Annotated in this window: 15 protein-coding genes; 8 read left to right on the forward strand and 7 right to left on the reverse strand. The window is 62.8% G+C overall.

The genetic code is table 11. The features are described 5' to 3' along the window. The first annotated feature begins 104 nt into the window (after positions 1–104). Both ACSQ20_RS15870 and ACSQ20_RS15875 read left to right on the forward strand, forming a co-directional pair. Positions 105–1,541 carry a PLP-dependent aminotransferase family protein gene (locus tag ACSQ20_RS15870; protein ID WP_436021561.1) on the forward strand — a complete coding sequence of 479 codons (1,437 nt, stop codon included), beginning with the start codon at positions 105–107 and terminating at the stop codon, positions 1,539–1,541. A gap of 240 nt (positions 1,542–1,781) precedes the next feature. Then, complete coding sequence (locus tag ACSQ20_RS15875) at positions 1,782–3,053, forward strand: EAL domain-containing protein (RefSeq protein WP_436021563.1); 1,272 nt, start codon at positions 1,782–1,784, stop codon at positions 3,051–3,053. Positions 3,054–3,098: 45 nt separating this feature from the next. Here the strand turns inward: ACSQ20_RS15875 and ACSQ20_RS15880 are convergent, their stop codons facing one another. Beyond that, complete coding sequence (locus tag ACSQ20_RS15880; protein ID WP_436021565.1) at positions 3,099–4,097, reverse strand: sigma-70 family RNA polymerase sigma factor; 999 nt, start codon at positions 4,095–4,097, stop codon at positions 3,099–3,101. Positions 4,098–4,347: 250 nt separating this feature from the next. Between ACSQ20_RS15880 and clpP the strand changes: the two genes are divergently transcribed. After that, complete coding sequence (gene clpP / locus ACSQ20_RS15885) at positions 4,348–4,983, forward strand: ATP-dependent Clp endopeptidase proteolytic subunit ClpP (RefSeq protein ID WP_436021567.1); 636 nt, start codon at positions 4,348–4,350, stop codon at positions 4,981–4,983. Positions 4,984–5,017: 34 nt separating this feature from the next. Here clpP and ACSQ20_RS15890 read toward each other — a convergent pair whose 3' ends face one another. Genes ACSQ20_RS15890 through ACSQ20_RS15905 form a run of 4 tightly spaced genes read right to left on the reverse strand, consistent with a single transcriptional unit; the run spans position 5,018 to position 7,250 of the window. After that, on the reverse strand, positions 5,018–5,548 hold the full coding sequence (locus ACSQ20_RS15890) for a chromate transporter (protein ID WP_436021569.1): 531 nt from the start codon (positions 5,546–5,548) through the stop codon (positions 5,018–5,020). Beyond that, positions 5,545–6,135, reverse strand: a complete 591-nt coding sequence (locus tag ACSQ20_RS15895) for a chromate transporter (protein WP_436021571.1) — start codon at positions 6,133–6,135, stop codon at positions 5,545–5,547. The genes ACSQ20_RS15890 and ACSQ20_RS15895 overlap by 4 nt, the downstream gene beginning before the upstream one ends. Positions 6,136–6,192: 57 nt before the next feature. Next, positions 6,193–6,765: an isochorismatase family cysteine hydrolase gene (locus tag ACSQ20_RS15900; RefSeq protein ID WP_436021573.1), complete on the reverse strand. Its 573-nt coding sequence runs from the start codon at positions 6,763–6,765 to the stop codon at positions 6,193–6,195. Further along, on the reverse strand, positions 6,762–7,250 hold the full coding sequence (locus tag ACSQ20_RS15905; RefSeq protein WP_436021575.1) for a MarR family winged helix-turn-helix transcriptional regulator: 489 nt from the start codon (positions 7,248–7,250) through the stop codon (positions 6,762–6,764). Before ACSQ20_RS15905 ends, ACSQ20_RS15900 begins: the two co-directional genes overlap by 4 nt. Before the next feature lie 55 nt (positions 7,251–7,305). Between ACSQ20_RS15905 and ACSQ20_RS15910 the strand changes: the two genes are divergently transcribed. Together ACSQ20_RS15910 and ACSQ20_RS15915 are read left to right on the forward strand one after the other, a co-directional pair. Then, the gene (locus tag ACSQ20_RS15910; protein ID WP_436021577.1) at positions 7,306–8,283 is read left to right on the forward strand and encodes a hypothetical protein; all 978 of its coding nucleotides are present in this window, start codon (positions 7,306–7,308) and stop codon (positions 8,281–8,283) included. Between the two features lie 408 nt (positions 8,284–8,691). Continuing rightward, positions 8,692–8,943, forward strand: coding sequence for a hypothetical protein (locus ACSQ20_RS15915; protein WP_436021579.1), 252 nt, complete (start codon positions 8,692–8,694; stop codon positions 8,941–8,943). 77 nt (positions 8,944–9,020) lie between these two features. Here the strand turns inward: ACSQ20_RS15915 and sodB are convergent, their stop codons facing one another. Together sodB and xseA are read right to left on the reverse strand one after the other, a co-directional pair. Next, positions 9,021–9,599, reverse strand: coding sequence for a superoxide dismutase [Fe] (sodB, locus tag ACSQ20_RS15920; protein ID WP_436021581.1), 579 nt, complete (start codon positions 9,597–9,599; stop codon positions 9,021–9,023). A 183-nt stretch (positions 9,600–9,782) separates the two neighbouring features. Beyond that, entirely contained in the window at positions 9,783–11,186 is a 1,404-nt protein-coding gene (xseA, locus tag ACSQ20_RS15925; RefSeq protein ID WP_436021583.1) for an exodeoxyribonuclease VII large subunit, read from the reverse strand. Positions 11,187–11,584: 398 nt separating this feature from the next. Here xseA and lpxK point away from each other — a divergent pair, with 398 nt between their 5' ends. The 3 genes from lpxK to kdsB all read left to right on the forward strand — a co-directional run bounded on the left by lpxK (position 11,585) and on the right by kdsB (position 13,769). Further along, the gene (gene lpxK, locus ACSQ20_RS15930) at positions 11,585–12,640 is read left to right on the forward strand and encodes a tetraacyldisaccharide 4'-kinase (RefSeq protein WP_436021585.1); all 1,056 of its coding nucleotides are present in this window, start codon (positions 11,585–11,587) and stop codon (positions 12,638–12,640) included. Then, positions 12,621–12,827: a Trm112 family protein gene (locus ACSQ20_RS15935; RefSeq protein ID WP_436021587.1), complete on the forward strand. Its 207-nt coding sequence runs from the start codon at positions 12,621–12,623 to the stop codon at positions 12,825–12,827. Before lpxK ends, ACSQ20_RS15935 begins: the two co-directional genes overlap by 20 nt. Before the next feature lie 123 nt (positions 12,828–12,950). Then, positions 12,951–13,769: a 3-deoxy-manno-octulosonate cytidylyltransferase gene (gene kdsB, locus ACSQ20_RS15940; protein WP_436021589.1), complete on the forward strand. Its 819-nt coding sequence runs from the start codon at positions 12,951–12,953 to the stop codon at positions 13,767–13,769. Positions 13,770–13,865: the final 96 nt, after the last annotated feature.

Here is a 13,865-nt window from a genome sequence, read left to right on the forward strand (position 1 = left end):
GTTGATGCATTATTGCGGGCTGCGGTCTACAATCACATGCACACTTCCGAACAGTTTCAGCAAAACTGTTCGGTCAAATTACCGAACAGTCAGAAGAGAACGCAATGAAGCTTGAACTCGAGCGCGGCAGCGGCGTGCCGCTCACCGATCAGATCGTCGCAGGCATCGAATGCTGGATTCGCTCACGCGAAGCGCATGTGGGTGCGAAGCTGCCGTCAATTCGCGCGCTGTCGGTGGAATACGGCATCAGCCGCTTTCCCGTGATCGAAGCGTACGACCGGCTTGTCGCGCTCGGCTATATCGAATCGCGCCACGGCTCCGGCTTTTATGTGAGCGGCCGCTCGCACGCCGCACTCGATCACGGTGGTGTCTCGGACCCGCGCCGGGCCGAGGACGAGTCGAACTACATCATGCAGCAGTTCAACCAGCCCGGGGATACGCTCAAGCTCGCGAGCGGATTCATGCCCGAGGCGTGGCGCGATATGGAGGGCATCGCGCAGGCGATCCGCCACGTCACGCGCACCGACCGTCTGTCGACGATCGATTACGCGACCCCGCTCGGCGACGCCACCTTGCGAGACCACCTGCGGGCGCGCACTGCGCAGTTGGGCATTCATGCCGATGCGTCGCAAGTACTCGTGACAAGCGGCGCGAGCCAGGCGGTCGACTTGCTCGTACGCTATTTGCTCAAGGCAGGCGACACGATGTTCGTCGAAGACCCGGGCTACTACAACTTGTTCGGACTCCTAAAGTTGCACGGCGTGAATGTGGTCGGCATTCCACGAACGAGCATGGGCCCCGATCTCGACGTGCTACAGGCCGAACTCAGACGCCATCGTCCACGCGCGATGTTCATCAACACCGTCTTTCACAATCCGACCGGAACGGTCGTTGCGCCTTCAGTTGCGTTCCGGCTGCTGCAGCTTGCGCGCGAATACGATTTCAAAATCATTGAAGACGACATTTACGCCGACTTCCAGACCGATGCGAGTGATAGGCTCGCCGCGCTCGATCAGCTCGAACACGTGATCTATATCGGCGGGCTGTCGAAGACGCTGTCGTCGTCACTGCGGATCGGCTTCATCGTGGCCGATCGCGCAATCGTCAAGGACCTTGCTGACATCAAGGTGCTCACGAGCATCGGCGGGTCGCTCTTCGCCGAAGCGGTGGCTCTCGCGATGCTCGAGCGCGGCGCTTATCACAAGTTTCTCGAACGATTGCGCCGGCGCATGAGCGAGGCGCTCGGCGTCACCGCGCGCACGCTCGAATCGCTCGGCTGGCAGCTCTTCACGACACCGCTTGGCGGCAAGTTCGTATGGGCGCGCACGCCGCATATCGAGGACTCGCAACGGCTCGTCGAATGTGCAGCGTCATGTGGTGTCGTGGTTGCCCCCGGCAGTTACTTTCGGCCGCACGGACAAACGAGCCCCTGGCTGCGCATCAATGCGGCGTTTGCTGACGATCCGCGCGCCCGCACATTTTTCGCCCGCGCGATGACGCTCGCGCCCGACACCGCGCCCAAGGCCGAGCTGGTGGTTTGAACAGCCCCGGTGGGCTCCTCGCACCGCCAGCCAGCTGAACCAACGCGGGGCGCTCGACGCACCTGCGCGGTGCAGCAAACGCAGGCGCAGTGCGGCCCGCGGGCGCAACGCGTTGTTGAATCCGCACATCAGCGTAGGCATCGATCTTGCGCATGATTTTTGCTGCGTCCCGCAGTGCAGTAAAATGCGATTTGCATCGCGCTGCGCTTTCTCACGTTCCCGTCCAGCTTTCGACTCAGCATGATCGATCTCGATCCTCCCGGCTTTCAGCCGCCGCGTCCAGTTGCGGGCGATGCGGGCGCCCAGCATACCGTCGTTTATGGCGGCTACACGGTGTTCAGCGTCTTCCAACCGGTGTTCTCGGTTTCGCACCGGCGCGCGATCGGCTATCACGCGTCGCTGCGCGCGCACGACGAAGACGAGCGGCAAGTCCGTTCGCATGAGGTGTTCACACAGGCGGCGCGGCGCGGCGATCTGCTCGAACTCGGACGGCTCGCCGAATCGCTGCACCTCGGCAACTTCAGCGCATTCGACAGTCACGACGAATGGCTTTTCCTGAGCCTGCACCCGGCTGCGCTGATGGACACGAGCTACGGCGACTCTCTGCTCGCCGGCCTCAAGGCACTCGGCCTGCCCCCGCAGCGTGTCGTGCTCGAAGTGCCGGAGCAGGCCGGCGGCGAAACAAGCCGGTTCGCGGCGATCATCGACTCGCTGCGCAAATCGGGGTTTCTGATCGCACTGGGCGGGTTCGGCGCGAAGCACTCGAACATCGACCGCGTCTGGCATCTGCAGCCCGATATCGTCACACTCGACCGAATCATCCTTGCGGAGGCGAGCGAACATTCTCACATCGAGCGGGTGCTGCCGGGGCTCGTATCGCTGCTGCATGAATCGGGGCGACTAGTGCTGATGGGCGGGCTGTCGACGGAACGCGAGGCGCTGATCGCGCTCGAGTGCAATGTCGATTTCATGCAAGGCGCTTACTTCGCGGGCCCGAGCACGAACCCGGTCGAACCGCGCGTGGCGGCGAATGTGATGGACGCGCTATCAGCAGCTTTGCGCGAGCGCGTCGCGGCGCGCGAACGGGCGCAGGCGGCCCGGCTGGCCCCGTATGTCGCCGCGCTCGAGCAAGCGTGTGCGCATATCGCCGCAGGCAAACCGCTCGACGAGGCCGCGCAGCCCGCACTCGTCTTGGCCGATACCGCGCGCTGCTTTTTGCTGGATGGGCAGGGTCGGCAGATCGGCGATAACCTCGTGCCGCCGGGACGCCGCGTGTCGCGCCGGGCGAAGCGCTTTCGCCCGTTGCTGCACTCGGAGGGCGCGAGCTGGGAGCGGCGCCCCTACTTCATCGAGGCGGTGCGCACGCCTGGGCTCGTCCATTTGACGGCGCCTTATCTGTCGATCAACGAAGCGCACCTTTGCGTGACCGCATCGATTGCGGTACAAACGGCCGATGGCTTGCACGTGCTGTGTGTCGATATCAACTGGGAATCGGGCTCGCGGGGCAGGTGATCGCATCGGCGACCAAGCGCGGCTCACCTATACCTGAATCGAACCTCAAAGCTTAACGGTGCATGCGAGCGGCATGGCACGCGAGCAAATGCGTGCCAGCGTTGCCGCAATCGCACGCCGCCCGAACATCCGATTCATCGCAGCAAGGCAGACGGCATCGGTGACGAGTTCGACGCGGCCAATCGCAATACCCGCGATGCCCGCGATCCCCGCGAACGACACCGCAAGCAACGCTGCGATTTGCCCATCGACCAGCAGCGCGACATAGCCCACGTCCTCGCGCATGGTCAACGTTTGAGCCTCGACAAAAACGCCGCTGCCCAGTGTGTCGGCCGCGCTCATCAGTGCGGCGGCGGCTTGCACAGGTGCATTCTCCGGCGAGACAGCCACCGCAGTCTCGCCAGGCGCGGCCTCGGCAACGAAAACCGTGGACTGCCCGAAAAGCTCCATCGCCCCTGCGATATCGCCGTGCTCGATCGTTTGTGCAAGACGCGTCAGCACGCGCGTGCGAGCGCTTTCGTTAGGCGTGCTGGCGAATGCGGGGCGCGCCGGCCGCTGCAAACGCTCACGCGCGCGGTGCACTAGTTGTCGGCAATGTGCGGGATTTTTGCCGATAACCTCGGCGACTTGCGCATAGTCGCAATCGAAAGCCTCGTGAAGAACGAAAGCGGCGCGCTCATCCGCCGACAGTCGCTCGAACAGCAGCGTCAGCCCATGCGACAGCGACGAAGCACGCAGCACGTCATCCTCCGCGGACGGTATGAATGCGTCCCGCCACGGTTCTGGAAGCCATTCATTTTCTCGCGCCGCCTGCTCGGCGCTCAGGCGCCGCAGCCGGTCGATTGCAAGCCGCGTCGTGATCGTCGTCAGCCAGGCAACGGGCGAACGCACCGCCAGCGCATCGGCGGCCTGCCATTTGAGCCACGCATCTTGTACGATGTCTTCCGCTTCCGCCCGCGTGCCGAGCATGCGCCACGCGATCGACATCAGCCGTGCACGTGCGGATTCGAAATCGAAGGTCTTATCGGTCGGTTGTTGCGTCATGGTTCGCGCTCCAGGCGAAATGGCTCCAAGGCTCGCGTTGCGAGCGGATCACGATGTACATCCTTCACAGCCCTGCTCGTTCGTTGACGTTCGAGCGTGCTCAAACGTGACAAAGCCAACGATTTTTTTCGGCATCCGCCACGTTGCTGCAACGAACGCGCGCCGTTGTCACAATAAGCGCAATCCGTGCGTCATCACAATCGAGAGGCACGCACGTTGCGCGCCTCTCCGGTATTCACACGAGGACCTCATGCCTACCCATCCATACAGCCAGCTCGTACCGACCGTCATCGAAACGACCGGGCGCGGCGAGCGCGCCTATGACATTTATTCGCGCCTTTTGCGCGAGCGCATCGTCTTTCTCGTAGGCCCTGTGAACGAACAGACGGCCAGCCTGATCGTTGCTCAAATGTTGTTTCTCGAATCCGAGAACCCTGACAAGGATATTTCTTTTTACATCAATTCGCCTGGCGGTTCGGTGTACGACGGGCTCGCCATCTACGACACGATGCAGTTCATCAAGCCCGAAGTATCGACGCTGTGCACGGGGTTCGCCGCCAGCATGGGCACATTCCTGCTCACGGCCGGCGCGAAGGGCAAACGCTACGCGTTGCCGAACGCGCGCATCATGATTCATCAACCGTCGGGCGGGAGCCAAGGCACGGCGGCCGATATTCAGATTCAGGCGAAGGAAGTATTGTTTCTGCGCGAGCGGCTCAATGAAGTGATGGCAGAGCGTACCGGACAGTCTGTCGAGCAGATCGCGAAAGATACCGATCGCGACAATTTCATGTCGGCCGCAGCGGCGAAGAAGTACGGACTCATCGACGAAGTGCTGGCCGAACGCGCAGTGCTCAACGATATCGCGCGGCGTAACCTGCTTTGAGCGCGCGGAGCGTGGCGAGCGAAGCAGACCTTTCTTAAAGCTGTCCGATACCGGTTGCACCGATGATCGCGCCCGCGCCCAGCAGCCAGAGCGGATGTAAGCGCGTGCGATAAGCCAGTGTGGCGCACGCGGCCGTGATCGCCCATTGAATAACGGTGTGATTCGATGCATGCGAAATCAGCGCGGCACTCGATGCAACGAGCCCAACCGTCACAGGTGCCATGCCAAGCTGCACGTAGCGCCGCCATGGCCGATCCTTGAAGCGGTCCCACGCGTGCAGCGTTGCCACCGTGACGAGCGAAGACGGCCCGAATTTCGCCACCGTCGACACCAGAAAGCCGGGCCAACCGGCCACATGCCAACCGATCATGGTGACAATCATCATGTTCGGCCCCGGCGCCGCCTGTGCCAGCGCAAACAACGAGGAAAACTGCTCGGCGCTCATCCATTGGTGAACCTGCACGACCTGCCGCTGCATTTCCGGCAGGATCGTGTTGCCGCCGCCGAATGCCAACAGCGACAGTTGGCTGAATATCGTCGCTAACGCGAGCAGTGTCCCGTTCATTTCGCGGCACCTCGTTGCGACGTGCGTGCGCGGTACCACGCGAGCCCGATGCTAAGCGGCGTGAGCGCCAGCATCGTCGGCAACAGCGGCACACGCAGTATGGCGATCGCAATAAACGCGAGCGCCGCCACCAATGCGCCGATGGGTGCGCGCAACAGCGGCTTGGCCACCTTGATGGCCATCGCAACGAGCAGGCCGGCAGCCGCTGCGGCGAGCCCGCCGAACAAATGGCGCACGATCGGGTCGTGCTGCGTCTTCGCGTAGATAATGCCAAGCGCAATGACGATCAGCGAGGGCGCCGCAATCAGCCCCAAGATGGCCGCGAATGCGCCGAGCGCGCCGCGAAAGCGCATGCCGATGGCAACGGACAGGTTGATGACGTTGCCGCCCGGCAGAAACTGACATAAGCCGAGCAAGTCGGTGAACTCGTCGGCGGACAGCCAGCGGCGCTGCTCGACCACCGCACGCCGCACGAACGGCAGCGCGCCGCCGAACGAAATCAGACCGAGCCCGAGAAAGCCGGTGAACAGCTCCGCCACGCCGACATCGCGGTGCTCAGGTGCGGAAGCATCAGGACTGGAAGACATCGTCCCTCCTTTCATAGCAGCGAGACTGGACGCATCAGCATGCACGGCTATAGGGCGCTATAGGGTTGCGAGGTCGTCGACCGTCACGATTCGCGCGATGCCGCGCAAGGTATCGATGGAACGCTCGTGCTCATCATCCGACGCAGCCGCGCATAGGTCTTCGACGATGCAGATTTCGTAGTCGCGGTCGTGCCCATCGCGCGCCGTCGCCTGCACGGCCCAGGTCGTGCTGACGCCTCCAATCACGAGCCGTTCGATGCGCGTCGCACGCAACGCGGCCTCGAGACGTGTGCCATAAAACGCGCTCACGCGGGGCTTGACGATCACCAGGTTGGCTGCGTGCGCATCGAGCGCGGGGTGAAAACCGGTGCCGGGGCCATTCAGCGCAAGCGCGCCGAGTTCGCGCGCGCGGCCGAAAATGGGCGAGCGGGCCGGCAAGTCGGCGTAGCCCGGCTCAAAGCCGACTTTCACCAGCACGCTCAACCAATCGCGTTGCGCGGCGATGGCAAGCGCCCGATTCGCATTTTCGATGACATTGCGTGCCGCCGCATGCGCGGCGCTGCGGGCGATCTTGCCATCGGGGTGCATGATATCGACGATGTAATCGAGCCCGATGAAAGCGGTATTCATGGTCGTTTCCTCTTGATTGAAGCCGGCGTTTGCGGCTGCGGCTCGTGTCCCAGTTGGGCGAGCCGTTCAAGCAATTCCCCGGCTTTGAGCACGACGGCGCGTTCGTCGACGCTCAGACATTCGAGCATCGCCGATGCGAGCCACTGGCCGCGCACCGTGCGATTGCCATGCAGCATGCGCCGCCCGGCCGTCGTCAACGACAGCCGCGCGCGGCGGCGGTCTTCCGCATCGATGTCGCGCTTGACGTAGCCGGCGGCTTCCAGCTCACGTAACAGCACCGCGAGATTCGACGAACGGATGCGCTCGGCCGCGCAAATGGCCGAGGGCGTGACGCCATTTCCGAGCCGGTCGATGGCACCCATTACCACGAGCTGCGAGTATTGGACAGGATCAAGCTGCGCTTCTTGACGAAGACGGCGGGCCAATCCCGTTATTTGGGCTCGCAGCCGCGTGGCTTGATTCAAGAGGTCGTTGGGACGGTTCATTTGCTTACTCTAGCATAGCTATTTCTATATAGCTATGTGAACATAGTATTCTCTATTGCATCAATCCTATCCGTTCGAGACAAAATGGCGCAACTTCGCTACGCCTACTCTGAATTCGCGCTTTGACGAGGTCGCGCAACTTTCCAGCGCTACATTTGGCGCCCTCATTATTCATTGTGCGAAGGACGTTATGCGGCCATTTTTTTCCAAACAATCAGGAGCCGATCACGTTCGGCATGCCGCGAGTCCAGGCGAAGACGCCCGAGACGCAAAACCGTCGACGAATCGCTTTTCCCGGCAAAGTGGTGTCGGCGGGGCTCTGAGCGACCTCCTCGCGCTTGCGCGGCCTTCGGTGATGACATACGAGCGGCGGCTGAGCAACGTCCCGGGAAAAGCCTACGCACAGAAAAAGCTGACACGGTTTGCGGTTCAGCTCGACACGCTGCCGAGATCCAGGCGGTGGGACGCATTCAATGAGGTCCTCAATCAGATCGTTGGGGAGACTAGCGATGATGCTGCCTATGGCCCGATCCCTTACAGTGGACTCCCCATGCCATTGCGCACGAAGCCGCTAACTGCACTTGCATCCCAAATTGGCAGCCTGCCCGAACCTGCCAGGCGGGTGAGCGCATTTAACGATGCGCTGCTCAAGGCGTACCGCGATTTGACTGCGTTCGCGTCCAACAGCACGGGGACCACTCGTAAACAGATGGAAGAAGAGCGCCCCGAACTGCACAAAGCACTTGCATCTGCGATTATCCACCTGCCCGAAGACGCACGAGCGAAGCCGCTGACTGCGCTTATATCGCAAATTGGCAGCCTGCCTGACCCTGTCAGGCGGGTGAGCGAATTTAACTATGTGCTCAAGGCGTACGGAGATTTGATTGAATTCGCCTCCAACAGCACGGGGATCACTCGCATGGAGATGGAAGACGAGCTGCCCGAACTGCACAAAGCACTTGAATCTGCGATTAACCACCTGCCCGAAGACGCGCGGCCGGAAGCGCTCGAATCGCTTAACGCGATCGGTTGAGGGCAGTCAACGTGCACTGATCGACGAAGACAGGAGCCAAAAATGCGGCCATCGTTTCTCAACAGGTTCGGAGCCGATCACGTTCGGCATGCTACAAATGCAGCGGGTGATGCCGGCGAGGCGACGTCATCGACCAATCGTTTTTCGCAGCGAAGTGGTGTGATCGGAGTCCTGGGCGACCTGGCCGCGCGTGCGCGGCCTTCCGTGGTGACATACGATCGCCGCCTAAGTCAGGTACCGACACTCATCTGGCGCAACGAGGCAGAACTGACACGGTTAGCCGGGCTGCTCGACAAATTGCCGAGATCCAGGCGGGGGCCCGCGTTTTACGGGGTTCTCAAACAGATCGTTGGGGATACTCGTCGCGACGAGCCGCGTATATATGCCCTCAGCGGGCTTCCGTTTGAAATGCGGCCCAACCCGCTTGCCGCGCTTGCATCCCAGATTGGCAGCCTGCCCGATCCCGCTGCGCGGGTTGGCGCATTTAACGGTGTTCTTCAAGCGTACGGGCATATGGTTGACTTCAATAAGGACTACCCACATACATCGCTGAATCTGGAAGAGTTGGCCGATTTGCGCACGGCAGTTGTATCGGCAATCGACGATCTCCCCGAAGACGCACGACCGCAAGCACTCGAATCGCTCAACGCGATCGGTTGATCGAACAATGCGATTAGGCGCCAAAAATCAAAAGCCCTCCGAAGAGGGCCTTCATTCGACGCCACACGAATCGTTCGTTATGCGAAGTTTTTCGCGGCAAAATCCCAGTTCGCGATGTTCCAGAATGCCTCGACAAACTTCGGCCGCGCATTGCGGTAATCGATGTAGTAGGCGTGCTCCCAGACGTCGATCGTCAACAGTGCTTTCGCATCCGTCGTGAGCGGCGTGGCGGCGTTGCTCGTCGACACGATGTCGAGCGAGCCGTCCGCCTTTTTCACGAGCCACGTCCAGCCGGAGCCGAAGTTGCCGATCGCCGCTTTCGAGAAAGCTTCCTTGAATTGATCGAAGCTGCCCCACTTCTTGTTGATCGCGTCGGCCAATGCGCCGGTTGGTGCGCCGCCGCCATTCGGCGACAGGCCGTTCCAGAAGAAGGTGTGATTCCAGATTTGCGCGGAGTTATTGAAAATACCGCCCGACGACTTCTTGATGATCTCTTCCAAGGACAGCTTTTCGAACTCCGTGCCCTTGATAAGGTTATTCAGGTTCGTGACATAAGCCTGATGATGCTTGCCGTAGTGAAATTCGAGCGTCTCTTCCGACATATGCGGAGCAAGCGCGTTCTTGGCGAACGGCAGCGGTGGGAGCGTATGTTCCATGGTGCAGTTCCTTCTGTATCGAGTGTAGGGGACTTGGTCGGTGGTAACGCTTCAGAGCCTTCGATTGTAGGCGAGTTGGAATAACCCCGCAAACCAGCGGCTTTTTTGCGCAGGAATGACCGTAAGATCGAACAATCAGCGTAAAAAATGCGCGCGGTGCGGCGGCGACGAGTCAAGAAGCGTTCAAAAGCCGTCCGTCAAACGCGGCTGCACGTCGGCGAACGAAACATCGGCTACGCCTTGCGCCAAGTGCATCGTGTAGCGACGCTGGCGCGTAAGCGCCGCGGCCTCGCGCACGGCGCGCCCCGTTTGCCCGTCGAGCACCGCCGCATAGCCGCGCTCGAGCGTGCGCTGCGGACTCAGCACTTCCAGCCGCGCAGACAACGTGCCTACCTTGGCGGCGTAACGTTCACTAAACCGCGCAAGCGCCACATCAAGCCTTCGCGAACATTGCGCGACCCTATTGCGACACGTATCGAGATCGGGCCGCCAACGCTGCCAGCGCAAGCGAGCGAGCGCGAAGCGTGCACGCGCGTCTCGCACCGGCCGGGTGCCCGCGGCGGCCAGACGCGCCCGCAGTTGCTCGAGATGCACGCGTTGGCGCCGCAAGTGCTCGGCCGGGCTCACAAGCCGGCGTGCAAGCCAGTCCAGCTGCTGCGCGCGGCGCTCCATCAACCGACCGAAGCCGCGCGAAAGCGCCGCTGTACGCTGATCGAGCTCGCGCAGCAGCAGCGTGCGTTGGGGGCTCACAAGTTCGGCTGCCCCGGTCGGCGTGGGGGCACGCAGGTCAGCAGCGAAATCGGCAATCGTCACGTCGGTCTCGTGCCCCACTCCGCTCACCACGGGCAGCTCGCTCGCGGCGATGGCGCGCGCCAGCACTTCTTCGTTGAACGCCCACAAATCTTCAATCGAGCCGCCGCCGCGGCAGACGATCAACACGTCGACCTCGCGGCGCGCATTGGCCCGCTGCACCATCGCAGCAAGCTTGTCGCCGGCTCCCGCGCCTTGCACCGGCGCCGGATAGACGATCACCGGAATGTGCGGGGCGCGCCGTCCAAGCGTCGTCAACACATCGCGCAACGCGGCGGCCTGCAGTGACGTGACGATGCCGATCGCCCGCGGATGCGTCGGCAGTGCGCGTTTTTTTTCTTCCGCAAAAAGCCCCTCGGCCTCGAGTTGCGTCTTTAACCGCAAAAATGCCTCATAAAGACGCCCAAGCCCCGTTCGGCGCACCGCTTCGACATTCAGTTGCAATTCGCCGCGCGGCTCGTACATCGTCACGAGCGCGCGGACCTCGATCTTGTCGCCCTCGCGCGGCATGAACTCCGCGTACTGTGCCCGGCCGCGGAACATCACGCAGCGCATTTGCGCTTGCGCATCCTTGATCGAGAAATACCAATGCCCGCTCGCGGCACGCGTGAAATTCGACACCTCGCCGGCCACCCACACGAGCGGAAACGACCGTTCGAGCATCGTGCCGATAGCCCGGTTGAGCACCGAGACGGGGACGGCGACGTCGGCGTCGAAACCGCCCGATGCCGGGCCCGCCATGGTCCCGGCAGGAGGAAAAGCAGAACGCGATTGCATGCTGGATCCTGTTCTTTTAGCCGGACAGACGATAAGCCCCGCAGGCATCGCTCGTCCAGCGGAGAAACGTCGTTTCGCGCAAGGTTTCCCACATAGAGGACATATTGCATCGTTGCGGAGCACGCGCGCCCGAAGCCGCAAGCTGACATAGCAACCCATTGATTCTTATATGATTTTTATTTTGTAAGAGCACACTCGCCACCGATGGGCCCCTTGATTGATCGGCGTTTGCGCCGTTTCGGCCGTGCGTTGTTCACAGAGTTATCCACAGGCCGCCCGGCGGGTTCGGCGCCTCGCCGCGCGCCGGACGACTTGCCCTCCCAAGCCGGGCCGCGCTAGAGTGCCGGGTTCCGATTGCCGCCTGCTCCTTTCTCCCGATATTTGATGATTCCGACGATATGCCCATAGGCGTGACGAACCGGTTCGCCGACCGATGCACCGCGCCAATCAAAGCGCGGCTCGAGGCGCTGATCACGCGCGAATGGCAACGCCGTGCGGCGCTCGCGTTCGCGCTTTTGCCCTTATCGTGGATTTTCGGCGCGCTCGCCGCAGCGCGTCGGGCGAGCTTCGCGCTCGGCTGGCGCGAACGCGTGCATCTTGGCGTGCCGGTGATCATCGTTGGCAACCTGACCGTCGGCGGCACCGGCAAGACGCCAACGGTCATCGCGCTGGTCGACGCGTTGCGGGCTGCCGGTTTTACGCCAGGCGTCGTCTCGCGCGGCTACGGCGCCAGGCTCGCGACGCCGCGCGCCGTCACCGCCGTGTCGCATCCCGAAGAGGCTGGCGACGAGCCCGTGCTGATCGCGCGGCGCACCGGCGCGCCGGTCTGGGTCTGCCCCGATCGCGTCGCCGCCGGCAAGGCGTTGGTCGCCGCGCATCACGACGTCGATGTCGTCGTGAGCGACGACGGTCTGCAGCACTATGGTCTCGCGCGCGATGTCGAACTCGTCGTATTCGATCAGCGTCTCGCCGGCAACGGCTTCCTGCTGCCGGCCGGCCCGCTGCGTGAGCCACTCTCGCGCGCACGCGACGCGACGCTCGTCAACGACCCGTTCAACCGCGCATTGCCGCCGTGGCCCGATACGTTCGCGCTGACGCTGACGCCCGGCGACGCCTGGCATCTGGCCGACCCCACGTTGCGCCGGCCGCTTGCGCAATTCGCCGGCGAGCGGCTGCTGGCCGCAGCGGGCATCGGCTCGCCCGAGCGTTTTTTTGCGACGCTGCGTGCGGCCGGCCTCGCGCCCGAAACGCGCGCACTCCCCGATCATTACGCGTTTCGCGATGACCCGTTCGCGCAAACGCAGGCCGACGTCATCCTGATCACCGAAAAGGATGCGGTAAAATTGCGCGATTGGCGTGACGCGCGCATTTGGGTCGTTCCCGTCGAAGCCGCGCTGCCTGGCCACCTTATCGCTCTTGTTGTGGAGAAACTCCGTGGACGCACGCCTGCTTGAAATTCTCGTCTGCCCAATTTGCAAGGGGCAACTCCGTTACGACCGCGCGCAACAAGAACTGATCTGCCAAGCCGATAAACTCGCTTACCCGGTGCGCGACGGCATCCCCGTCATGCTCGTCGATGAAGCCCGGCAGACGGTCGAAGGCACTGTCGTCACGCCGCTCGATCCTTCCGGCGCCGCATGAAGCCGCCGCGGCCGCAATGACCGCATCGCCCGCCTTTTCCGCACACTTCGACTTGGCGCACGTACGCGGGCGCAAGCGCGCTTGCGCCCGATCCGAGTCTCGCTTGCCCGCCGTCCCGTCCCGATGACCGACTCCACCCGCTTGGCCGCGCCTGCTTTCGTCGCTGTCGTCCCCGCACGGCTTGCCTCGACACGCCTGCCTGAAAAACCGCTCGCCGACATCGCGGGCAAGCCGATGGTGGTACGGGTGGCCGAGCGCGCACGCGCATCGGGTGCGACGCAGGTGCTGATCGCGTCAGACGCGCCACGCGTGATCGATGCCGCGCACGCGTGGGGTATCGACGCGCTGCTCACGCGTGACGACCACCCGTCGGGTACCGACCGGCTGGCCGAGGTGGCCACGCATTTCAACTGGAGCGACGACACCATCGTCGTCAACGTACAGGGCGACGAGCCGCTGATCGAGCCCTCGCTCGTGCGAGCGGTGGCGGCGCACTTGGCCGCCCACCCCGACTGCGCGATCGCGACAGCCGCGCACCCGATCGATCATGCGGCCGACGTCTTCAGTCCCAACGTGGTGAAAGTGGTGCTCGATGCGCGCGGGCGTGCGCTGTATTTCTCGCGCGCGCCGATTCCCTGGTTGCGCGATGCGTACCAGCCATATTGCTCGCCGGCATCGTTCGACGTACCAGCCATGCCGGCGCCGTCAAGCGGTTCGACTTATCGACATATCGGCCTTTACGCGTACCGCGCGCGTTTTCTGCGCTCGTATCCGAATCTCGCGCAAGCGCCGATCGAGCAAGCCGAAATGCTCGAGCAGTTGCGTGCGATGTGGCATGGCGAACGTATCGCCGTACTCGTCACGCCGCACGCTCCCGCACCCGGTGTCGACACCCCTGCCGATCTCGAACGCGTGCGTCTGCTTTTTAGCTCAGAGCCCTGACCAGCCATGGCATAATCAGGGCCGATTGCGCGAGCATTCGCACCATTCGGCTTCCGGTTCCCGTCCGTCTGTCTGCCGCCCGTTTTCGCGGGCGCG

It is taken from the genome of Trinickia sp. LjRoot230 (assembly GCF_964253315.1).
Classification (GTDB): Bacteria; Pseudomonadota; Gammaproteobacteria; order Burkholderiales; family Burkholderiaceae; genus Trinickia.

Excerpts from the sequence above, each read along its gene's own strand:
- ACSQ20_RS15905 (WP_436021575.1), bottom strand. The coding sequence starts at position 7,250 with ATGAACCGTCCCAACGACCTCTTGAATCAAGCCACGCGGCTGCGAGCC.
- ACSQ20_RS15870 (WP_436021561.1), top strand. The coding sequence starts at position 105 with ATGAAGCTTGAACTCGAGCGCGGCAGCGGCGTGCCGCTCACCGATCAG.
- ACSQ20_RS15875 (WP_436021563.1), top strand. The coding sequence starts at position 1,782 with ATGATCGATCTCGATCCTCCCGGCTTTCAGCCGCCGCGTCCAGTTGCG.
- ACSQ20_RS15890 (WP_436021569.1), bottom strand. The coding sequence starts at position 5,548 with ATGAACGGGACACTGCTCGCGTTAGCGACGATATTCAGCCAACTGTCG.
- kdsB (WP_436021589.1), top strand. The coding sequence starts at position 12,951 with ATGACCGACTCCACCCGCTTGGCCGCGCCTGCTTTCGTCGCTGTCGTC.
- ACSQ20_RS15900 (WP_436021573.1), bottom strand. The coding sequence starts at position 6,765 with ATGAATACCGCTTTCATCGGGCTCGATTACATCGTCGATATCATGCAC.
- ACSQ20_RS15895 (WP_436021571.1), bottom strand. The coding sequence starts at position 6,135 with ATGTCTTCCAGTCCTGATGCTTCCGCACCTGAGCACCGCGATGTCGGC.
- xseA (WP_436021583.1), bottom strand. The coding sequence starts at position 11,186 with ATGCAATCGCGTTCTGCTTTTCCTCCTGCCGGGACCATGGCGGGCCCG.
- clpP (WP_436021567.1), top strand. The coding sequence starts at position 4,348 with ATGCCTACCCATCCATACAGCCAGCTCGTACCGACCGTCATCGAAACG.
- sodB (WP_436021581.1), bottom strand. The coding sequence starts at position 9,599 with ATGGAACATACGCTCCCACCGCTGCCGTTCGCCAAGAACGCGCTTGCT.
- ACSQ20_RS15880 (WP_436021565.1), bottom strand. The coding sequence starts at position 4,097 with ATGACGCAACAACCGACCGATAAGACCTTCGATTTCGAATCCGCACGT.
- ACSQ20_RS15915 (WP_436021579.1), top strand. The coding sequence starts at position 8,692 with ATGCGGCCCAACCCGCTTGCCGCGCTTGCATCCCAGATTGGCAGCCTG.
- lpxK (WP_436021585.1), top strand. The coding sequence starts at position 11,585 with ATGCCCATAGGCGTGACGAACCGGTTCGCCGACCGATGCACCGCGCCA.